We start from the raw sequence: 21,211 nt of genomic DNA, 5'->3' as shown, positions 1-21,211 counted from the left end.
CAAGATATGGAGTCCCGCTTTTGCGCGGGGACTCAAGATCGTGTGGGGCCCCGTTTTGTTCCGTGCGCAACTTAGCGGCGTTTACTAAGCATTAACCATAAGAGCCCAGAAACTAAGCGCTTGACGCGAGACACGCGAGGACTCATCCCCTGTGGATAAGTTTGGCGAATAGTGACCTCTGGGGCAGAATTATGGGCGTGATCGAAACAACAAAGCAGCGGACCGAGCGGGCAGCGAAAGTGACCCCGCAGGATGTGCGCGCGCTCCTTCCGCTGGGCCAGATCCTCGACGGGGACTGCATCGAAGCGCTGCGTTCGCTCCCCGACAATAGCGTCGATTGCGTGTTCGCAGACCCGCCCTACAACCTTCAGCTCGGCGGCGACCTCAATCGCCCCGACGGGTCAGAAGTGGACGCGGTCACCGATCACTGGGATCAATTCGACAGCTTCAAAGCTTATGACGAATTCACAAAGGCTTGGCTGATCGAAGCGAGACGTGTTCTTAAGCCTGATGGCGCGTTGTGGGTAATTGGCAGCTACCACAATATCTACCGCGTGGGCGCAATCCTTCAGGACATTGGCTTCTGGATCCTGAACGATATCGTGTGGCGCAAAACCAACCCCATGCCCAATTTCAAAGGCACGCGTTTTACCAATGCCCATGAGACTTTGATCTGGGCGAGCCAGGGTGAAAAGGCGCGCTATCAGTTCAATTACCGCGCGATGAAGACGCTGAATGATGAGCTGCAAATGCGCTCTGACTGGGTGCTGCCGATTTGTTCGGGCAATGAGCGGTTGAAGGAAAACGGCACCAAAGTGCACCCGACGCAGAAGCCTGAAAGCCTGCTCTACCGCGTGCTTCTGGCAACGACAGAGCGCGGCGATGTGGTGCTCGACCCGTTCTTTGGCACTGGCACAACGGGCGCGGTTGCAAAGCGTTTGGGCCGCGATTGGATCGGGTGCGAGCGCGAAGACGTATACCGCGATGCTGCCTACAAACGGATCGCAAAAGAGCTTCCGCTGGATGAAAGCGCGCTCACCACCATGCAATCCAAAAGGGCCGCCCCGCGCGTCGCCTTTGGCGCTGTGGTGGAAAGCGGGCTGATCAAACCGGGCAGCCAGATCTTCGACAAGAAGCGCCGCTGGTTTGCAACCGTGCGCGCCGATGGTTCGCTTGAATGTGAAACACCCAAGGGTAAGCTTCAAGGCTCCATCCACGGTGTTGGCAAGGACCTGCAAGGCGCGCCAAGCTGTAATGGCTGGACCTTCTGGTATTATCAGGACGGCGACGAGATGAAGCCGGTTGATGCTGCGCGCGAGCTGTACCGGCTGGCCAACGAAGACTGATATCGCCCTAAAAAGGCAGTTTGTCGAAAACTGAGACTGATTGGCGCTCGCATTGCACGGGTCGTCGAACCGTTGGCGGCCATTCATGTAAACTCTTTGTAAATGGGTGGCCTTCGCACATCCCCCTAACAAACGTGCGTTGGTTCAATGCAAGAGGTAACTCATGAAATACCAATCGATATTTATTCTAGCCCCGGCTGTTTTGGCAGCAATGATTGCTGTTCCGGCAAGCGCTCAGGACACCACGAAATCTGGGCCCTACATCGGGGTAAGCGGCGGCATCGCCTTGCCTCAAGACAGCGAGAATACTGGCACGATCACCACCGCCATTCCTGAAACCGACGATTTCGGCTCGATCCCGGCAGACACGCCGATTGGTTGGGAAACCGATTTCAACACCGGCTACACCATCAGCGGTCAGGCGGGCTACGCGTTTGAAAACGGTTTCCGTCTCGAAGTCGAAGCGGCGTATTCAGATTACAGCGTTGACGATCACGAGGATCTGTCGGTTGGCGGCGCGATCATTGATGGCGTGGATTCAGCCGTTCTCACACGCGGTCCGGCAAGTGCCGCAAACCCGACCGTGGGCGATATCCTTTCTGATGGTCAAGGCGATGTGTCGACCTTCGGCCTGTTTGGTAATGTCTATTACGACATCAACACCGGCACCGGGATCAAGCCATACATTGGCGGCGGTCTTGGGTATCAGTGGGTCGATGTTGACTATCAGCCATCAGGCGTTCCCGTGGGCGAAGACAGTGACGGCGTGTTTGCCTATCAATTGATGGCTGGCGCAAGCTACGCTGTGACCGATAATGTCGAGGTCTTCGGGCAGTACACGTTCCGCGATACCACCGAAGACGTGGACATTCCACTGACACTTCTCCCTGCAACCCTTGATGTCGAAGCCCAGCAATCGCTCGTCACCGCAGGGGTGCGGGTGCGCTTTGGCGGCTAACAGCTGACCCACATTGCAATGGGAAGGGGCCGTGCAGCGATGCGCGGCCCTTTTTCGTTTGTGCCATCTTCGTTAGCGAGTGTCCTACATCGCGCTGGCTTGCTAAACAGGTGCAGCTATGTACGAAATGACCCCATCACCCCTGCGTTTTAGAGAGGGATTTGGAGCGCACAGGTTTTTTGGCCCTGAACAGTGTGTCAAGTGTGTCAAAACTTGGCGATAATTGAGAGATTACAGCAGCCTATGACATCGAGCATCTATCTTCGTCCGGTCGGCCTTGCGCTTGGTCCGCAAACCGAATCCACCGGCAACGGCCCCGGCGCGATCCGGCTTGGCGGCACGATGGTCTATGCGAGCCGTTTTGCCCTGATCGTGCGCGACGAAGGAAAGGTTATTCACCGCCGTATCTTTGGGGTGAGCGATGCAGGAGAGGCTTTGGCAGAACCCGGCGGCACTTTGACGCGCGAGGCGGAGCAGCAGTGGGCAAATCTGCAAAAGACCCACGCGCCGCTGACATTGGGCGAACGCACCATCCGCCTTGATCAGCCGCAGGTGATGGGGGTTCTGAATGTCACGCCAGACAGCTTTAGCGATGGCGGCGAATGGCTTGAAAAACCCGACGCAGGGCGCGCGCATACCGCTGCCATGGTCGAGGCAGGGGCCGCGATCATCGACATTGGCGGGGAAAGCACACGGCCCGGCAGCACGCCCACCTTTGAAGGCGACGAGATTGAGCGGGTTGTCCCGGCCATCGAATATTGCGCGAGCATGGGCGCTGCGATCAGCGTGGATACAAGGCGAGCAGGGGTGCTTGAGGCGGCTCTTGCCAAAGGCGCGCATATGGCAAACGATGTCTCCGCGCTGCGTTATGACCCGCGAATGCTCGACCTTGTGGCGAGCGCGAAGTGCCCTGTGGTGTTGATGCATGCGCCCGGTACGGGTGAGGATTTGCACTCCATGGAAGCGTTACGCGGGGGTGCATACGGTGATGTGGTGAGCGATGTGTTCGACACGCTTTACCACCAGCGGGCAAAGGCGATCGCAAACGGTATCGATGAGGATCGCATCATGATTGATCCGGGCATCGGATTTGGCAAATCGCTCAGCGACAATCTGGCGCTTATCAATGCGCTGCCGCTGTTCCACGCTTTGGGAAGCCCGCTTCTGGTCGGGCTAAGCCGCAAGCGGATGATTGGCGCGCTAAGCAATGAAGAGCCTGCGCACGAACGGCTTGGTGGCTCGATTGCCTTGGCAACGGCGGCGATGAATGCCGGTGCGCATATGCTGCGTGTGCACGATGTGGCCGAGACGGTTCAGGCGCGCAATGTGTGGCGCGGACTTCGCGATGCGGCGCTGACGGACTTTAGCGGGCTGCCTCTTTAAACGCGGCCTGTTGGCCCCTTACAGCGTGAACCCGCCATCGCTGACCAGGACGTGCCCGGTGATGTTGGAGCCTGCATCGCTGAGCATGTAGAGGATGGTTCCGGCCATTTCCTCGGACGTGGCAAAGCGGCGATTGGGTGTCGTTTTGGACATGCGTTTGAGCGTTTCCTCGCGGCCAATGGCTTCGACGGATCGCTTGAAGTCCTCGCCGCCCTCCCAAATGGCGGTGTCAACGCCGCCCGGCGCAATCGCGTTGACGCGGATATTGGCGGGTGCGTTCTCCATCGCGGCAATGCGCGCCATATGGGCAACGGCGGCTTTGGCTGGGCCATAAGGACCGATGCCGGGAACAGGCTTCACCCCGGTGGAGGAGCCGGTGATAACAACGCTGCCGCCTGTTTCTTTGCCATTGGCTTTGATGCCTCGCAAAGCGGCTCGCAAAGTAAGGAAAGCGCCATCAAGGTTGATCGCCATAACGCGGCGCCATTCATCGAAGGAGAGTTCATCAATAGTACCAAACCCGCCAACACCAGCGTTCACAACCGCATGGTCAAGGCCCGAAAGCTTGGGGGTAAGGTCCTCCCACAAGGCTTCATCGGCAACGCTGCCAATGACCGCTTCAACCTCGCATTCAAGGTCGAGAGCGGCGAGACCCTCGGCGTCAACGTCAACAAGGAAGAGCTTGGCCGCGCCGCGCTCCGAAAGGAGCTTTGCACAAGCAGCGCCAATGCCGGAAGCCGCGCCAGTGACGAGGGCAGTGCGCCCGCTAAAGTCTTTGAGAATTGTCATGTGCCACCGCTACGGGCGCGCAGCCGACAGATCAAGCAGCCCGTTACGCTGCGTTGTCGATGCCGAGGTCGGAAAGCTTGCGGTAGAGCGTTGATCGACCAATGCCGAGGCGTCTTGCAACCTCTGTCATCCGGCCACGGTAATGCCCGATTGCAAGGCGGATCACATCGGCTTCGATCTCCTCGAGAGGACGCAGATTGCCATCCTCGGTGTAGAGCATGACGCCAACGCCTTCGTGCTGGGCAGAACGCGTGGTGCTGTCGAGTTCGCCGATCATCTCGGAGAGTTGCGGGAAGCTTTCAGCGGTCAGCGTATCGCCTTCGCAATACACCGCAGCGCGGAAGAGCACGGATTGCAGTTGGCGCACATTGCCCGGCCAATCGTAAGCGGCAAGAAGGGCTAGCGCGCTGTCAGCGATGGAGAGGTGGGTGAGGCCCGGCTGCTCTCCAATACGGGTGAGGAAGTGGCGGGTGAGCGCGGATATATCGCCCGTACGCTCTCGCAAAGGTGGAAGCTGGACACGGGTTGCGCCAAGCTTTTGGGCAAGGCCCGCGTCAAACAGGCCGCCTTCAACAAGGCGCGCGAGGCTCATATTGCTGGCGGAAAGGAGGCGAACGTCGATACGGAAACCATGGGTTGCGCCCATCGGCCTGACAATGCCTGTCTCAAGCGCATCGCTGAGGCGTTCTTGGACTGCCACGCTGAGCCGGTCGACCTCGTCGAGGACAAGAGTGCCCCCGTCGCAATGCTGAAGCGCGCCGATCTGGCGGTCAAAGGCTCCCGGGAAGGCGTTGGGTTCGTGCCCAAAAAGGACAGATTCGACCGAGTTTGGCGGAACGCTGGCGATATTGACGATGCGTAAGGCCTCTTTCGAACGCGGAGAAGCTGCGTGCATGGCGCGCATCAGCATCTCTTTGCCGGTCCCGCTTTCGCCTTCGATCAGCGAATGGTTGTGCCCGCGCGCTGCCTTTGCTGCCTGGGCAAGAGCGGTGCGAAAAGGTGGCGCTGTGCCGATCATGGCATCAAAATCGAGGGTTGCCGACATCTTCTCGGTTAGCGGCGCAAGCTCATCGCGCGGCGCTTCGCGGGTGGTGACCGCACGAAGGGCATCCATCAACCGGTCAGGCGAAACGGGTTTAACAAGATAATCGCTGGCCCCTGCGCGCATGGCCTCTACCGCAAGCAGCGGAGACGCGCTGGTGGTGAGCATCAGGATCGGCAGGGCAGGACGGCGTTCTTTAAGCTCGGCGATCAGCGAACAGGTATCGTCGCCAGGCACCCACTGGTCGAGCAGAATCGCGGACAATTGCATACCCTCGCGCGTGCCAAGCATGGCAATCGCGGTTTCAGCGTCGCTTGCCACCACGGTGCGCCATCCATCGCGCGCCGCAATCGCAGAAATCAGGCGGCCTTGCGCAGGCTCATCGTCGATGAGCATGACGATACGTGTATCGGCTTCCGATTCGTCTTTCGCACAGGGCTCGATCTCGAGCCCTTCGCTGCCAGCGAATTCGGGCAAAACCTCAGCGTGTTCGTCGCTTTGCGCCATAAATTCGGCCCCAGTTCCTTCAATCCCCAGCACTCGCCCCGGGGTTAGGCGTAGCCAAGGCCATAACGGAGCGGGGTAAAGACAGAATTAAGGCTGTTGCGATGTTACCCACGTCCTGCAATCTGCACGCTTCTTGGAACCGCAATCGTCGTTGATGGGTTGAGCATCTGCGATCCCTTCGATACGGGGTTCAGGGAAGAAACAAATTACAGGTGCCGGTGGTTCGCAATAAAGGGAGCGCCGGAGCCGACCTGAGAGAAAGAAAGCTGAAGGGACTAACGACAATGTCAGCCAATGATATGGACAATGCACGCTCCACTTATGATAGCTTTATGGGCACCCTTAAATGGACTGTGCCGCTTATCGCGATCATCGCTTTCATCGTCATCGCACTCATCGCGCCGTAAGGCGCTGCTTGCATGAAAATTGCTGTTCTGAAAGAGCGCGCTGCTGGCGAAATGCGGGTGGCTGCAACGCCTGAGACGGTGAAGAAATTCATTGCTTTAGGTAACGAATTTTCGGTGGAGAAAGGTGCAGGCCTTGCCGCCTCAATCCCTGATGAAGCCTACGAGGAGGCAGGGGCGAGCGTTGGCACCGCTGCTGCCACCATCAAAGGCGCAGATATCGTGCTGGGTGTGCAGGCGCCCGAGGTTGCGAAGCTTAAAGGCGCCAATGCGGGGGCATGGGTCGCCGCATTATTTGATCCGTTTCAGAACGGCGATGTAATTGAGGCTTATGCAAAAGCGGGCTTCGAAGCGCTTTCGATGGAATTTATGCCGCGTATCACCCGCGCGCAGTCGATGGACGTTCTCTCGTCGCAATCGAACCTTGCCGGATATAAAGCGGTTCTGGCGGCTGCCGATACCTATGGCCGCGCATTTCCGATGATGATGACGGCGGCTGGCACGGTTCAGGCCGCGCGCTGTTTTATCATGGGCGTGGGCGTTGCAGGGCTTCAGGCGATTGCGACCGCGCGGCGTTTGGGCGCTCAGGTTTCGGCAACCGATGTGCGTTCAGCGACCAAAGAGCAGATCGAAAGCCTTGGTGCAAAAGCCATTTTCGTGACCGAGGTCGAAGGCATTGAGGGCGAAGGCTCTGGCGGTTATGCGACAGAGATGAGCGATGAGTATAAGGCAGCGCAGGCCAAGCTTGTGTCCGAGCACATCGCGAAACAGGACATCGTCATCACCACCGCGCTCATCCCCGGCCGCGCTGCGCCTGTGCTCATCACTGACGAACAGATTGCTTCGATGAAGCCCGGCAGTGTGATCTATGACCTGGCAGTTGCACAAGGCGGTAATGTCGAAGGCTCCAAGCCTGACGAAATCGTTGAAAAGCACGGTGTTAAAATCATCGGCTATGCCAACACGCCTGCACACCTCGCGGCAGATGCCTCAGCCTTGTTCGCGCGCAACCACTACAACTTCCTCTCCGCATTTTGGGATGCCGAAGCGGGCAAGCCCGAACTCGACGAAGAGATCGGCGATGCCATTCGTCTTACCAAGGGCGGGGAAGTCGTGAACGAGAGGCTCAAGGGGTGAGCTTCAAGTGGGTACTCCTTATTCTGGTGTTTTTCTCGGGGGTTATATCCCCTGCAATCGCCGTCGCTCAGGATCTGCATGAGCGCGGCATACGGACGGAGTGGGTTGTCTCCGAAATCGATCTTCTTGAAGAGCAGAATAATCCAAGCGTTGACGGAACCGAGAGGACCATCAAATCGGATGGCCTCGTGATGCAGCAGAGGTTGCTTCCGCCTTCCGCTGCAAAGTTGACCGAAGCGATTACCGATGATGACGGGGACACTGTCGCCCAAGCCGGTGACGAGCTTTACGGTGTTCTGGCAGGGTCAGGGAGAGTGTATTGCCTCAATGAAAAGCCCGAAATCAATCCCGTTGGAGCACTGTTTGTTGGCGCTGTATTGCAGGCGAAGTGTTTCAAAGACGTCGATGGCGATGGAGTGTTCGACGGATCCTTTAAAAAGAAGTTGGGCAACGGCTTTTTCCCTCAATTGTCGGGCAAGCACCGCAAAAAGCTTCGTCAAATCAGCGGAGGTTCCTTTGAGACGATTGATCCGAGAGACTTGAAGCGCGCCTACTACGTCGCGGTCAAGTTCGAGGGCCGCGGTTTCCTTGGTCTTGCGTCTTCTCGTTTCTTTAGCGTCGAATTCGGTGGTGATGACGCATCAAGCGAACTTACACGACAATACTCGACGAAAGGCGATGACCTGCCCAGCACCGTGGAAATATCGGGCTTAGGTGCCTCGTTTACCGTTTTAGGCTTTGAGGACGACGCGATCCGAGTGCGGATCGACGATCCATTTGATGAGCAGCCTTTCGCCGTCTCCACTAGGGTGACCATAAGATAACGGCGTTTCCGTAAGAAAGTGATCAGCGTTCATGGACTTTATTTCAATCCTATCGATCTTCGTGCTGGCGTGCTTCGTCGGCTATTATGTGGTCTGGTCGGTGACGCCTGCGCTGCACACGCCTTTGATGGCTGTGACCAATGCGATTTCCAGCGTCATCATTGTGGGCGCTTTGATCGCAGCGGCTGAGGCGACGAGCCCGCTTGCCAAATGGCTTGGCCTTGCAGGCGTTGTGATGGCCTCGATCAACATCTTTGGCGGCTTTGCCGTGACCGAGCGTATGCTCGCAATGTATAAGAAGAAGGAGAAGAACTGATGAGCTTCTCGCTTCTCGCCGCCGCCGCCGATGGTGTGGGCGGCACCCCCGCTTGGGCCATGCTCGCCTATCTTGCCGCGGGCGTGTTCTTCATTCTCGCACTTCGCGGACTGTCTAGCCCAGCCACATCACGTGCGGGTAATCGCAATGGCATGATCGGGATGGCGATTGCCTTGGTGACGACGCTTGTCACCCATGACATCGCCAATATCGTCGAGATCGGGATTGCGATCTTCCTAGGCGCAATCATCGGCGTCACGATTGCTCGCAAAATTGCCATGACAGCGATGCCAGAACTTGTTGCGGGATTTCACAGCCTTGTCGGACTTGCCGCTGTGGTGGTGGGTCTTGCTGCGTGGCTTAACCCCGGCGCATTCGGCATTCTCGATGCTGCTGGTCAGATTCTTGCGGTTAGCCGGGTTGAACTGGGCCTTGGTATCGCAATTGGTGCGATCACATTTTCCGGCTCAGTTATAGCCTTCTTGAAGCTTTCTGGTCGGATGGGCGGGTCTCCGATCCTGCTGCCCGGACGCCACATCATCAACCTTGGCACGCTCGCAGGTATCCTAGGGATCATCGGGTATTATACAGTCTCGCCCAATGGCGGACCCGGCATCGGATGGGAAATCATTGCGATCACCGCGCTTGCATTTGCGATCGGCTTTCTTCTGATCATCCCGATTGGCGGAGCGGATATGCCGGTCGTGGTCTCGATGTTGAACAGCTATTCCGGCTGGGCCGCAGCGGCGATGGGCTTCACCCTTGGCAATACCGCGATGATCATCACAGGTGCGCTTGTGGGCTCTTCCGGCGCGATCCTCAGCTACATCATGTGCCGCGCGATGAACCGCAGCTTCATCAGTGTGATCGCAGGCGGCTTTGGCGCTGAAGACGGCGCTGGCAGTGGCAGCGGGGAACCGCGCGAACAACGTCCTTACAAACAGGGCAGCGCGGATGATGCAGCGTTCATGCTGGAACAGGCTGAAAGCGTTATCATTATCCCCGGCTACGGCATGGCAGTGGCACAGGCACAGCACGCACTTCGCGAAATGTGTGACTTGCTCGAAGAGAAGGGCGTCAAGGTCAAATTCGCTATCCACCCTGTGGCTGGGCGGATGCCGGGCCATATGAACGTCCTTCTTGCCGAGGCTGCTGTTGATTATGACAAGGTCTTCGAGCTTGAAGACATCAATAGCGAGTTTGCGCAAGCTGACGTTGCCTTCATCATCGGTGCAAACGATGTCGTGAACCCAGCGGCCAAGACCGACAAATCATCGCCCATTTACGGTATGCCCGTGTTCGACGTGGACAAGGCCAAGCAGGTCTTCTTCATCAAGCGTTCGATGGGCGGCGTTGGCTATGCAGGCGTCGACAATGATGTCTTTTACATGCCGCAAACCGTCATGCTCTTGTCTGATGCCAAGAAGATGGTCGAAGGCATTGTGAAGGCGCTAGACTAGGCTACAGATGCGTAAATTTCTGTTTTCTATGCTTGTTTTGCTGCTGCTTTGCGCGGTCGCGTTGCAGACAGGTGTGGCCGATCCCATCGTCAAATGGCGGGTTGAAACAGCTTTAGTGGAGGCTGGTATGTCTGATAAGCGCGCCGATTGTATGGCGGACCGTATGGTGGACAGACTTACGGTATGGCAGCTCTACAAGCTTCGGCAAGGCATGGCAGCGCGTGAAGGCGAGCCTGAGGCAGACTATGGGTTTGGTGAACTGGTGAAGCGTCTGAGGCGTGTAGGAGACGGCGAGGCGGTCGCGGTTGTGACCACAAGCGCAGGTCTTTGTGCGGTTGGTATAGGCTAACGATCAAACGCTTGCATTCTTCCTTATGCTAGGCACAGTGTCTGGCGAAGAGGGAGACACATTTGATGATCAGGATTTCATTCGCCACCGCCCTATTAGCGAGTGCGGCCCCGGCTTTGGCGGAAACCCACACGATAAGCCCCGGCGAAGGCGCGCAGGAACGCCTGCAAGAGGCACTCATTCTGGCTGAGCCCGGCGATGAGATCGTACTTAAAGCAGGACGCTACACGCTCACTGACGGTCTTTCGCTTGATATTGATGGCGTGACAGTGCGCGGCGCTGGAATGGACGGGACCGTGCTGGATTTCACCACGCAGGCAGGATCCGGCGAAGGGCTGCTGGTTACCTCGGACAACGTCACCTTGCGCGATTTCGCGCTTGAGAACCCCAAGGGGGATGGCATCAAGTCCAAGGGCGCCGACAACATCGTCTATTATCGCGTTCGGGTGACATGGACCAACGGACCCGATGCGGGCAACGGAGCCTATGCGATCTATCCGGTCGAAAGCACGGGCGTGCTGATCGACGGTGTGAAGGTTACCGGAGCTTCTGATGCTGGCATTTATGTCGGTCAATCCAATCGGATCACGGTGCGCAATTCGATTGCAGAGGCGAACGTTGCGGGCATCGAGATCGAGAACAGCCGCAACGCGCTGGTCGAACACAATGTCGCCACGCGCAACACGGGCGGAATTCTGGTGTTTGACCTGCCCGGTCTTCCGGTGATGGGCGGCGGTAATGTGATTATTGCCAACAATCTGGTGGTGTCGAACGACACGCCGAATTTTGCGCCTCCTGGAAATATCGTCGCAGGCGTGCGGCGCGGTACCGGGATCATGGTGATGGCCAATGATAGCGTGCTGATCGAAGACAACATCCTTCATAACAATCCGACCGCGCCGATCATGGTGATTGCCTATACGCTGCAATATGATGATGAACGCTACAACCCGCTGCCGCGCGGAGTTGTGGTTGGCGCGAACAATTACGGTATCGGCGGTGACGACCCACAGCTTGACGGGGCAGAGATGCTGCTCGCTGCCTTTGGCGGGGCGTTGCCTCCTGTCATGTGGGATGGATTGGGCAGCCTTTATACAACGCCCGACACCGCAGGTTGGTCGCTTAATCTGACCGAACAGGGGAAGGGTTTGAGCGGGGCGAATCCATCACCGCTTAATGCACCAGCGCCAGAGGCCGAGTTTGACCGTTCGGAAATCGGTGCCCCGGCTGAACTGGATGCGCGCATCTGATGCGAGGGATTGGTCTTCTCTTTGCTGCGTTGTCAGCGCTTGGTCTGTCGGTTGTCGCTCAGGCGACCGGGGCGCCCAAGATCATGGTGAATGACGCAAAAGTGCAAGGCGAGGGTTTCCCGCGTGTCTTGGCCGAGTATGCCTTCTTCCAGGACGGAGGCGCGCGCGAGCCGTCTGATCGGGTTCACGCTTACGAGCTCAACACTCCTTTGTTCTCCGATGGGGCCGAAAAACTGCGCTATATTTATGTGCCAGAAGGCGCAAAGCTTGACGCGGACGGTGATGGTCTTCTGCAATTTCCTGTGGGCAGCGCCATCATCAAAACCTTCGCCTTTGGTGAAGGCGAGGATCAGCGCTACATCGAAACGCGCGTTCTCTTGCATCGTGCGGACGGGTGGCTTGCGCTGCCCTATCGCTGGAACGAGGAGCAGACCGAGGCGAGGCTTGCTCTGGCTGGAGGCCGGGTGCCGATCACCACGCCATCGGGCGAAAAAATTAGCTACCGCATTCCAAACAAGAACCAATGCAAGGCGTGTCACTCAGTTGACGGCGAGGTCATCCCTATCGGCCCCAAAGCGCGCAATTTGTCTGCGGAGTGGCTCAGCGAAATGCACGATAGCGGCCGATTAGATGCCGTGCCCGAGGGCGCAAACGCTCTACCCAAATGGAGCGATGCCAGCGCCAGCACGGATAGACGCGCCCGCGCCTATCTCGATGTGAATTGCGCCCATTGCCACAGGCCCGGAGGCGGCGCGTCCAATTCCGGGCTCGACCTCAGCTGGGAACAGACCGACGCCTTTGCCATCGGTATCAACAAGCCTCCGGTTGCAGCGGGGCGCGGGGCAGGGGGGCTGCTTGTCTCGATTGAGCCGGGTAAACCTGACAAGTCGATCCTGGTTCACCGGATGAACTCCGATGAGCCTGGCGTTGCGATGCCAGAGCTTGGCCGTTCAACCATCGACCACGAGGCGGTTAAGCTGATGAGAGATTGGATTGCGGAGATGGGTGAATGAAGTGGGCTATTCGGATCGTCTTTGCGATCCTTGCGATTTTGGTGATTGCCTTCCTCGTTCTGCGCGTGCCGGATACAGATCCCGAGATGATGCGCGCGCGTTGGGGCGGGGAGCCTTCGCAATATGTCGAGATTGGCAACGGGGTGACCGTCCACCTTCGCGATGAAGGTGCACGAGTGGGGCTACCTATTATTCTGCTGCATGGTTCAAACGCAGACCTGCACACGTGGGAACCTTGGGTTGAGGGGCTCAAAGCGACGCACCGTATCATCCGCTTTGACCAGGTTGGCCACGGCCTCACGGGGCCTGACCCTTCAGGTGACTATTCCAGAGCAAACTATGCTGCCGATGTGATCGAGGTCGCCGATGCTTTGGGCGTCGAAAAATTCATCCTGGGCGGCAATTCCATGGGCGGGAAACACGCGCTGGCCGTGGCAAGCGCATATCCAGATCGCATTGCAGGCCTTATCCTTGTTGATGCAGGGGGAGCGCCTCAGGCCGAGGTTGAGGCGCTGATGGACCCGGCTGAACTGGAAGCAGATGACGGCGGCAACATTGGCTTTGCCATCGCGCGAATGCCCGGCATCAACCGCATTGCTGAGCACATCACCCCGCGCTCGCTTATCAAGCAAAGCCTTGAACAAAGCGTCTCAAACAAGGCAGTTGTGACCGAAGAAGCCGTCGATCGATACTGGCAATTGTTGCGCTATCCCGGCAACCGGGCTGCGACCATGGCACGCTTTTCTGCCGACTATGAGCCTTTAACCAAGGAAGAGATTGCCGCGATAACAGTGCCTTCGCTGATCCTTTGGGGAGATGAAGATAGGCTGATCCCGGTGGAAGCAGGCCAGTGGCTTGACCAGACTATGCCTGCCTCATCGCTGGTCGTTTATCCTCAGATCGGACACCTTCCCCATGAGGAAGCGCCAGCGGTCACCTTAGCCGATGTGAAAGCATGGCTGGCCAGCTTCGAAGTCGCAGCGCCTGAAGGCTAATTCTGCACGCTGTTTGCTGATTTGACGATCTTAATCAGCCGCTATGGACGAAAGCGGCCTATCCTCGCTACATCAACCCCGGCCCACGCGTTGGCCGGCACTTAGGATTCGAGGGACTTTAGCTTTGCGCAAATTGGGAATGATCGGGGGGATGAGCTGGGTCTCTACCCGTATCTATTACGACCGTATCAACCGTATCGTGCAACGCCGCGCGGCTCCTATGGCATCTGCGCCGATGTTGATTGAGAGCCTCGATTTTTGTGAGCTTTACGCCCTTCGAGAAGACAAGGAGTGGAAGCGTGCAGGCGAGATCTTGTCCGAAAGTGCCAAGCGATTGGAAGGGGCAGGGGCCGAGGCTCTCATCATAAATGCCAATTCCATGCACAAACTCTATGATGAAATCGCAGCCAGCGTCGACGTTCCAATCCTTCATATCGCCGATTGCGTCGGTAAAGCGCTCAAGGCTGCAGGTTGTAAAAGCGCCGCCATTCTCGGCACGCGCAACGTCATGACCGAAAGCTTTTATCGCAAGCGATTGGTAGCCCAAGGCGTTGATCTGCTCCCGCCAAACATGGCCAATGTCGAGATTATGGACCGCATCATCTACGATGAATTGATGGTGGGTAAAGTCACCCGCAATGCGGAGCGAGCGATGAAGACGATCATCACCAACAAATCTCAGGACGGGGCAGAGGCGATCGTGCTTGCGTGCACTGAACTTGACCTGGTGGTTGACATTGACGCTAACGTCTTGCCAGTCTTTGACTCCACCCGAATTCACTGCGAAGCGGCTGCCAATTGGGTGCTGGAACAAGAAGTCGTGAATTAGAGCTCGGACTGTCGCTCTGGATAAACGCTTCATCTCATCGAAAGATCGGGCGGGGTGCAAGATTAACTGCGGCAGCTTACGCGAAGGTCAAGGCCTGTTGTAATATATAAAAGACAGGCTTGGGCATCGGGTCGCGCCGATGACCCGAGAGCTGAAAAGCTCTTGGGACCGCTTACCACCCCCCCATTGCACCCGGTGAGCGGTCCCATTTTTTTCCAATGACGCCTCTGCCACCTCTTAGTTGCGCCCTGTCCACCATATTTCCTCTGCGTTGACGATTTGTTCCCGTTGAGCCGCCCGCCGCGCTGACTTAAGCGGTTAAGCCGTGACATCCGCCGCTTCACCCAATCGAGCTCCATTCGCTTGCAATCCCCATGCCCATGGCGGCCGCGAATTCGCATCCGCAAAGCCGACTGCGGTTTCCTCTCCGGCCTTAACTGCCGAACGCCGGGGACCACGAAGCGATTTTCAGCGGGACCGCGATCGTATCATCCACTCGATGAGCTTTCGCAGGCTTAAGTCGAAAACACAGGTCTTTATCGCGCCTGATGGGGACCATTATCGCACGCGCCTGACCCATACCATCGAAGTCGCTCAGATTGGCCGGGTTCTGGCACGCACTTTGGGTGTGGATGAAGATCTGACCGAAGCGCTTTGTCTTGCGCATGACCTTGGCCATCCACCTTTTGGTCATGCAGGAGAGGATGCGCTTGCCGAAGCGATGGAGGCACATGGCGGGTTTTGCCACAATGCGCAGACATTGCGCACGGTTATGCGGCTCGAAAGCCCCTATCCCACGCATGAAGGATTGAACCTTACGTGGGACCTTCTTGAAGGTCTTGCGAAACACAATGGGCCGATCACTGACCCGAACTGGGCGTTGAGCAAGCTTGACGAAGAATTCCCTCTTGATCTTGGCACATGGCCGTCGATCGAGGCCCAGATTGCAGCGATTGCCGATGACATCGCTTATGACAATCACGACATTGATGATGGCCTTCGCGCAGGGTTTTTGACGCTTGATGAGCTGATGGAACTGGATTTCCTCGCAAGCCAATGGCGTGTCGTCGAAAAACGCTTTCCACACGCCCCACAAGATCGCCTGTTGCGTGAGCTTATCCGGGATCAGATCGGACTGATGGTCAATGACGTGCTTGAGCACACAAGCGCGTCAACCAAAGGGTTTGAAACAGTGAGCCAAATCCGTGAAGCGGGCCGCCAATTGGCCGGGTTTTCGCCCGCCATGGCAGCGCAGGAACGCGAGCTTAAGACCTTTATGTACGACAAACTCTACTATCATAGCGAGCAGGTTTCTGCGGCTGAAAATGCGCGCGATGTCGTGGCAAAGCTTTTTGCTGCTTATTCGCAGGACCCCGCGCTTATGCCTCCCGAATGGCAAAGCCGCCTTCCAGATGAAGAACCCCATCGCGCACGCATGATTGCCGATTTTGTGGCCGGGATGAGCGACCGATTTGCGATGCAATCATGCGCCAGGATTTATGGCTCTGTGCCCGATGGTTTGATCAATGTCTGAGCCCCGCGATCATCCCCAAGGCCCCGTTCGCATCGGTCTTGTCGGGGCAACAGGCCTGATCGGGCGAAGGCTCATCGAATTATCGAGCGCCGGCGAAGAGGTTCGCATGGTCGGCATTGCCCGGCGCGAGCCTGAATTGCCAAAAGGCGCCAAAGTTGAGATGTTCGTTGCTGACCCTGCAAGATGGGGCGAAATCCTTGAAGCGGTGAAGCCGCGAGCCTTGATATGCGCCCTGGGTACGACGTGGCGCAAGGCAGGTCGCGACGAAGCGGCGTTTCGAACTGTCGACTATGATCTGATCGTGGCAACCGCCAAAGCAGCACGCGAGGCAGGCGTTCCCAACTTTGTTCTGGTGAGTTCCTCAGGTGCAAACCGCAACGCCAAGAACTTTTATTTGCGGACCAAGGGCGAGACCGAGGACGCGGTATCGAAATTGGGGTTCAACCGGGTCGATATTTTGCGCCCCGGCCTTTTGAAAGGCACACGGCAAGATGACCTTCGGCCTCTGGAAGCGATCGCGCAGCTGGTAAGCCCTGTGCTCGATCCGCTTTTGCCAAATAAGTGGCAGGGGCTTCGCTCGATCGATGCAGATCACGTGTGCGAGGCCGCAATGGGGTTGGCATTGCGCAAGGCAGCCGGGTGTTTCAACCATGACAATGACGCGATCAAGCGAGCAGCGCGCGATTGGCGAGCAAAAGCCGGCTAAAAGCAACAGACGCCAAAGAGGCGCAAAGGGGAGTGGTAATGGATTGGGACTTGGCCTTCAGGCTCGCAAATATGTTTGCCCTTGTCGCTTGGGTCGCGCTCATTCTCCTGCCGCGCTGGCCCGCCTTGCTCTCAGCGGTGATGTACCTTGGTGTAGCCGTCTTGTGCCTTGCCTACACGACCGCTCTTATTGGCGTTGTGTCGGGCCTGCTTGCTGCAGGAGGGGGCGGAGCGGGCGCCAATTTCTCCACCATCGAAGGGGTGCGCGCCATTTTTTCCAGCGATGGGGGCGTCACTATCGGGTGGATACATTATCTCGCATTTGACCTGTTCGTAGGCCTTTGGATCGCTCGCGATGCCGATGCAAAATCAATCTCCCGCTTCATTCAGGCGCCGATCTTGGCGCTTACCTTGATGGCAGGTCCGGCCGGTTTGTTGCTTTGGTTAATCCTGCGCGAGCCTGCGGCAAGGCGTCAGGGACGCTGGCGCTAGATTTTACTTGGTTTCTCTCAGTAAATATGTGGACGTAAGGGGCTGTAAATGCTTAATGATACGCCAAAGTATGGGGGTAGAAAAGCATGGCTGTAAAAATCCAGCAGGATTTCTTGTCGTTTGATGAGCTTTTGAACCATTGGGCCAAGGAGAGCCCCGATCAAATTGCTCTCGAAATGGGGGAGAGAACCACCACTTACGGCGAAGCCGACGTGCTCACTCGCCAATTGATCGCTTTGTTTCGCGAAAATAGAGTGGGCCACGGCGACCGGATCGCATGGCTTGGCAAGAACTCTGATCGGTATTTCCTGCTCCTCTATGCCGCCGCGCGTATGGGCGCAGTGATTGCGCCTGTTGGCTGGCGGCTCGCCCCGCCTGAAATGGCCTATATTTTGGGCGATACTGGCACCAAAGTGCTGTTCGTTGAAGAAGGCTTTATCGACACCGCGAGCGAGGTCACCGCGGCGATGGAAAATGCGCCTAAGGTTCTCGAAGCGGAAGCCGCGTTCCGCATGGCCAAGGATATGGCTCCTGCCGATTATCAGCCCGCGGCTTTGGACGACCCGATCTTGCAGCTTTACACCTCGGGCACGACCGGCAATCCCAAAGGCGTTGGTCTTTCGAACCGCAATATGTTCTCGCTGCGCAAGCCTAGCATGGATGTCGCGGTGCCGTGGCAGACCTATTACGAAGATGACTGTATCCTTGCCGCAATGCCATGCGCGCATATTGGCGGCACCGGGCTTAGCGCGATTGCGACGTCTGCCGGGATCAGAGCGCTCGTTCTGCCTGAGTTCACGCCCGATGGCGTCCTGCGCGCAATCCAGAGCGGGACAACGCATATGTTCCTTGTGCCGGCCGCGCTGCAATTCGTGATCCAGCACCCACTGGCGAAGGAAACCGATTTCTCGCGTCTACGCTACCTTATGTATGGCGCGGCCCCGATGCCGTTGGAGCTGTTGAAACAGGCCGTTGCGACCATGCCGCAAGCAGGCCTTTTGCAAGTGTACGGCATGACCGAAACCTGCGGCACGGTCACGATGCTTCCGCCAGAGGACCACTCTCTTGAGGGCAACGAGCGGATGCGTTCAGCCGGGAAAGCTGTCCCCGGTGTCGAGGTGCAAATCCGCAGCGAGGACAATAGCGAAGTGCCGCGCGGTGAAATCGGAGAGATTTGCATCCACTCACCCTCCAACACGGCCGGTTATTGGAAGCTTCCCGAGGCGACCGCCAATACCATAGACTCTGACGGCTGGCTGCACACAGGGGATGCAGGGATCATGGATGAAGACGGCTATGTCTATATCCAGGACCGCATCAAGGACATGATCATTTCGGGGGGCGAAAACGTCTATCCAGCAGAGGTGGAGAATGCGATTTTTGGCCACCCGGCGGTTGCAGAAGTGGCCGTGATTGGCATCCCGTCTGCACAATGGGGCGAGGAGGTAAAAGCCTGCTGCGTGCCAAAACCTGGAATGGAGATCGAGGCGGGCGATATCATCGCCTACGCCCGCGAACGCATTGCCGCGTTCAAAGCGCCTAAAAGCGTCGATGTGATCCCGGAAATGCCGCGCAATGCGTCGGGCAAGATCCTCCGCCGCCAATTGCGCGCGCCTTATTGGGAAGGTCAGGACCGGCAGGTCTCCTAACCGGCAGGTCTGATAAAGGCGGCACGCTCCCTTATGAAGAAACACGCCCCTGCCACCTTGCGCAACCGCGAGGCTATTGCGCGCGTCCTTTCCGAAGAACTCCCTAAGAAAGGCATGGTGCTGGAAGTCGCGAGCGGTTCCGGAGAACACGTCGTTTTCTTTGCGCAGGCATTTCCAGCGCTCACATGGCAGCCTAGCGACCTTGAAGTTGCTGCCTTAAATTCGATCAGGGCATATACGCAGGAATATACGGGAAATAACATAAGGGATCCCATAGAGGTCGATGCGCAGCTGCCCAAAGCGTGGGCATTACCCCCTGAAATTGCCGCTGCTTTGTGCATCAACATGATTCACATCACTGCCTACGCTTCGTGCACTGGTCTTTTCGAAGGCACAGCCAGGGCCGCTGCGCAAAGCGAGAGCGCTAAGGGATTTCCCTTGATCCTCTACGGACCATTCTTTGAGCAGGGGGTGGGGCCAGCGGAATCCAACCTTGCCTTTGATTTAAGCTTAAAGGCTCGAAATCCGAGTTGGGGCATTCGCCATGTCGAAGAAATAGACATGACTGCGCGCGCGCACGGTTTTGAACGCACCGCGCGCTATGAAATGCCGGCTAACAATCTGATGCTGATCTACCGTTTTGGGTAGTAAGCCCGAAAATTGGGCAGATGGTCGGAAAGTGCTCTAGTCAATCGCTTCTTCGCCGGCGCGGCCAACGGATTCAATATCGCGGCCCAATCCTTTGACCGTGTTGCAGGCCGTCGCTGTCATTGTCACTGCACCAAGCAAAAGAACGATAAGAGCGTTGCGGATCATGGATTGTCTCCGTTGAGAGGAATTGTCTGACTGTTCTTCACCCAAGTTGGCGTGCGTTGGTGCCATATTCCAGCAAAAAAGAGCCAGCCCACGATGGGCCAGCCCTTTGTTGCGATGAGTTGCCCTCTATGAGAGGTGGAAGTTTGGCCTCACGATCTAACTTTGCGTGGTGATCAGATCCTTGGTGTTTTCCGGCGTCAGATCAAGCCGCTCGATGCGAAAGCCGGGCTCGCGGCGACGAATGCGTGTACCGGTTGTCTCATCTGCGAAACGCGAGGTCAGCGTATATCGCTCAACCTGGAAGAAACCGGGCGATGTGCGATCAATATCAAGCGGCGCATATCGGCGCGAGGAGATGCTATCGAGAACGGCGCCGTGCCAACCTTCTGGTCCCTGTGCGCGCAAAACCTCCGCTTCATCGGTTGTCCCGTCAGGGCGCACCCAGAAACCAACATCAATAAAGCGCGGCTTATTCAGCTGTGGTGTGGTTAGACGGTCGAGCGTATTGCTTTGTATGAAACCAAACCGCCGATCGACCGGGAAGCCTCCTTCGCTCACACTATCGAGCGGTTCATTGAACAGGAGAACGGGCGTATCTGTCCCACCCATGGCTACGAAGCGTTCGATCAAGGCATCAGTTGCGCCGGGCCTGTCCAGCTTGCGGTTGAGACGAGCCTTCATGACCTCTGCCACCATTACGAAGTCCGCTGAATTTTCGAGTGGTTCATGAATAAGCCGGGCAAGCGCGGCCTCATACTTTTCAAGGAGGGCAGGGTTGTGTTCGCGAACATCCCATTCAGCTTGGCTGAGCAATGCCTGACGCAGGCGGGCAAAACTGGCAACGCGCGGGTATCCAAGCTCCAGAGCGCGTTTTTCGACATCCTCGTAGATCCGGCGCGCGCCGTTCGGGAAACCAAGCATCGCGCGGCTGTCGCCCACTTCGGTGTCGGCGATCAAGACGCGGCGGTCATCGTCTCCAAACGCATCTTTGAGGACATCGCGCATATCGAGTGTCGCGTGTTTGAAATCGCGCGCTTCGCCCAGATGGACGGCGAACCGGCCACTGGCACGGTAAAGGTCGGATAGCGGCACGGGGACGCTGGCTTTGTGCTGGCGGTTGCGGCTGAGTGAACGGCTCAGCGTTGCCTCGCCGTCCTTGTAATCGCCAGCGATGAATTGATTCTCGGCATGAGCGAGGGTGAGCGCGATGTCTTCTTCAGGTGGGCAGCCTTGTTCAATACAAGCGGCAAGCGCGCGGCCAGACTCCTCGATCGGGGTGCCCGATACAATGATTTGATTGTCTGCTGACTGAGCAAAGGCCGCTCCTGATCCAAGTGCTAATGCGGCAAGTGGCAGGACTGATAGAGCGGAGCGCATACGGGGGAGACGTGTCATAGTTTCGTCCTTTAGTTG

The 21,211-nt window shown here is 57.3% G+C and carries 22 protein-coding genes; 18 read left to right on the top strand and 4 right to left on the bottom strand.

Annotated elements, in window-relative coordinates:
• The first annotated feature begins 191 nt into the window (after positions 1–191).
• From EH31_RS06975 to folP, 3 genes are all read left to right on the top strand, one after another.
• On the top strand, positions 192–1,346 hold the full coding sequence (locus EH31_RS06975) for a site-specific DNA-methyltransferase (protein ID WP_034959364.1): 1,155 nt from the start codon (positions 192–194) through the stop codon (positions 1,344–1,346).
• A 163-nt stretch (positions 1,347–1,509) separates the two neighbouring features.
• On the top strand, positions 1,510–2,304 hold the full coding sequence (locus EH31_RS06970; protein ID WP_034959362.1) for an outer membrane protein: 795 nt from the start codon (positions 1,510–1,512) through the stop codon (positions 2,302–2,304).
• A gap of 243 nt (positions 2,305–2,547) precedes the next feature.
• A complete protein-coding gene (gene folP / locus EH31_RS06965; protein WP_034959361.1) occupies positions 2,548–3,687 on the top strand; it encodes a dihydropteroate synthase in 1,140 nt (379 codons plus the stop codon).
• An 18-nt stretch (positions 3,688–3,705) separates the two neighbouring features.
• On the opposite strand, the gene EH31_RS06960 is transcribed toward folP, so the two are convergent.
• Complete coding sequence (locus EH31_RS06960) at positions 3,706–4,476, bottom strand: SDR family NAD(P)-dependent oxidoreductase (RefSeq protein WP_034959360.1); 771 nt, start codon at positions 4,474–4,476, stop codon at positions 3,706–3,708.
• Between the two features lie 43 nt (positions 4,477–4,519).
• Positions 4,520–5,914 (bottom strand): sigma-54-dependent transcriptional regulator, encoded by a 1,395-nt coding sequence (locus tag EH31_RS06955; RefSeq protein ID WP_034959497.1) that lies wholly within the window; start codon positions 5,912–5,914, stop codon positions 4,520–4,522.
• A 395-nt stretch (positions 5,915–6,309) separates the two neighbouring features.
• Here EH31_RS06955 and EH31_RS18060 point away from each other — a divergent pair, with 395 nt between their 5' ends.
• From EH31_RS18060 to EH31_RS06885, 15 genes are all read left to right on the top strand, one after another.
• Positions 6,310–6,432, top strand: coding sequence for a hypothetical protein (locus tag EH31_RS18060; protein ID WP_277813507.1), 123 nt, complete (start codon positions 6,310–6,312; stop codon positions 6,430–6,432).
• Positions 6,433–6,444: 12 nt separating this feature from the next.
• Positions 6,445–7,566 carry an NAD(P) transhydrogenase subunit alpha gene (locus EH31_RS06950; RefSeq protein ID WP_034959359.1) on the top strand — a complete coding sequence of 374 codons (1,122 nt, stop codon included), beginning with the start codon at positions 6,445–6,447 and terminating at the stop codon, positions 7,564–7,566.
• Positions 7,563–8,390, top strand: coding sequence for a hypothetical protein (locus EH31_RS06945; RefSeq protein WP_034959358.1), 828 nt, complete (start codon positions 7,563–7,565; stop codon positions 8,388–8,390). The genes EH31_RS06950 and EH31_RS06945 overlap by 4 nt, the downstream gene beginning before the upstream one ends.
• Positions 8,391–8,421: 31 nt before the next feature.
• A complete protein-coding gene (locus EH31_RS06940) occupies positions 8,422–8,706 on the top strand; it encodes an NAD(P) transhydrogenase subunit alpha part 2 (RefSeq protein ID WP_034959357.1) in 285 nt (94 codons plus the stop codon).
• Complete coding sequence (locus tag EH31_RS06935) at positions 8,706–10,166, top strand: NAD(P)(+) transhydrogenase (Re/Si-specific) subunit beta (RefSeq protein WP_051699041.1); 1,461 nt, start codon at positions 8,706–8,708, stop codon at positions 10,164–10,166. The genes EH31_RS06940 and EH31_RS06935 overlap by 1 nt, the downstream gene beginning before the upstream one ends.
• A gap of 7 nt (positions 10,167–10,173) precedes the next feature.
• Positions 10,174–10,515, top strand: a complete 342-nt coding sequence (locus EH31_RS17855) for a hypothetical protein (RefSeq protein WP_034959355.1) — start codon at positions 10,174–10,176, stop codon at positions 10,513–10,515.
• A 65-nt stretch (positions 10,516–10,580) separates the two neighbouring features.
• Complete coding sequence (locus EH31_RS06925) at positions 10,581–11,765, top strand: parallel beta-helix domain-containing protein (protein ID WP_034959354.1); 1,185 nt, start codon at positions 10,581–10,583, stop codon at positions 11,763–11,765.
• On the top strand, positions 11,765–12,778 hold the full coding sequence (locus tag EH31_RS06920) for an SO2930 family diheme c-type cytochrome (RefSeq protein ID WP_034959353.1): 1,014 nt from the start codon (positions 11,765–11,767) through the stop codon (positions 12,776–12,778). The genes EH31_RS06925 and EH31_RS06920 overlap by 1 nt, the downstream gene beginning before the upstream one ends.
• Positions 12,775–13,773 carry an alpha/beta hydrolase gene (locus EH31_RS06915; RefSeq protein WP_034959352.1) on the top strand — a complete coding sequence of 333 codons (999 nt, stop codon included), beginning with the start codon at positions 12,775–12,777 and terminating at the stop codon, positions 13,771–13,773. The genes EH31_RS06920 and EH31_RS06915 overlap by 4 nt, the downstream gene beginning before the upstream one ends.
• A gap of 124 nt (positions 13,774–13,897) precedes the next feature.
• Positions 13,898–14,602 (top strand): aspartate/glutamate racemase family protein, encoded by a 705-nt coding sequence (locus EH31_RS06910; RefSeq protein WP_034959350.1) that lies wholly within the window; start codon positions 13,898–13,900, stop codon positions 14,600–14,602.
• A 325-nt stretch (positions 14,603–14,927) separates the two neighbouring features.
• Complete coding sequence (locus EH31_RS06905) at positions 14,928–16,136, top strand: deoxyguanosinetriphosphate triphosphohydrolase (protein ID WP_034959349.1); 1,209 nt, start codon at positions 14,928–14,930, stop codon at positions 16,134–16,136.
• Positions 16,129–16,842 carry an NAD(P)H-binding protein gene (locus tag EH31_RS06900; protein ID WP_034959348.1) on the top strand — a complete coding sequence of 238 codons (714 nt, stop codon included), beginning with the start codon at positions 16,129–16,131 and terminating at the stop codon, positions 16,840–16,842. The genes EH31_RS06905 and EH31_RS06900 overlap by 8 nt, the downstream gene beginning before the upstream one ends.
• Positions 16,843–16,880: 38 nt before the next feature.
• Positions 16,881–17,333, top strand: coding sequence for an ABA4-like family protein (locus EH31_RS06895; RefSeq protein WP_034959346.1), 453 nt, complete (start codon positions 16,881–16,883; stop codon positions 17,331–17,333).
• A gap of 86 nt (positions 17,334–17,419) precedes the next feature.
• Positions 17,420–18,982 carry a long-chain-fatty-acid--CoA ligase gene (locus EH31_RS06890; protein ID WP_051699040.1) on the top strand — a complete coding sequence of 521 codons (1,563 nt, stop codon included), beginning with the start codon at positions 17,420–17,422 and terminating at the stop codon, positions 18,980–18,982.
• A 33-nt stretch (positions 18,983–19,015) separates the two neighbouring features.
• Positions 19,016–19,630: a DUF938 domain-containing protein gene (locus EH31_RS06885; protein WP_051699039.1), complete on the top strand. Its 615-nt coding sequence runs from the start codon at positions 19,016–19,018 to the stop codon at positions 19,628–19,630.
• A gap of 36 nt (positions 19,631–19,666) precedes the next feature.
• Here EH31_RS06885 and EH31_RS06880 read toward each other — a convergent pair whose 3' ends face one another.
• The gene (locus EH31_RS06880; protein ID WP_034959344.1) at positions 19,667–19,798 is read right to left on the bottom strand and encodes an entericidin A/B family lipoprotein; all 132 of its coding nucleotides are present in this window, start codon (positions 19,796–19,798) and stop codon (positions 19,667–19,669) included.
• A gap of 156 nt (positions 19,799–19,954) precedes the next feature.
• Positions 19,955–21,193, bottom strand: a complete 1,239-nt coding sequence (locus EH31_RS06875; protein ID WP_152553495.1) for a hypothetical protein — start codon at positions 21,191–21,193, stop codon at positions 19,955–19,957.
• Positions 21,194–21,211 lie beyond the last annotated feature (18 nt).

It is taken from the genome of Erythrobacter longus, assembly GCF_000715015.1.
In the GTDB taxonomy this organism is placed as follows: domain Bacteria; phylum Pseudomonadota; class Alphaproteobacteria; order Sphingomonadales; family Sphingomonadaceae; genus Erythrobacter; species Erythrobacter longus.
The sequence above is the reverse complement of the archived record's forward strand: the minus strand, read 5'-3'. Positions and strand labels throughout refer to the sequence as shown.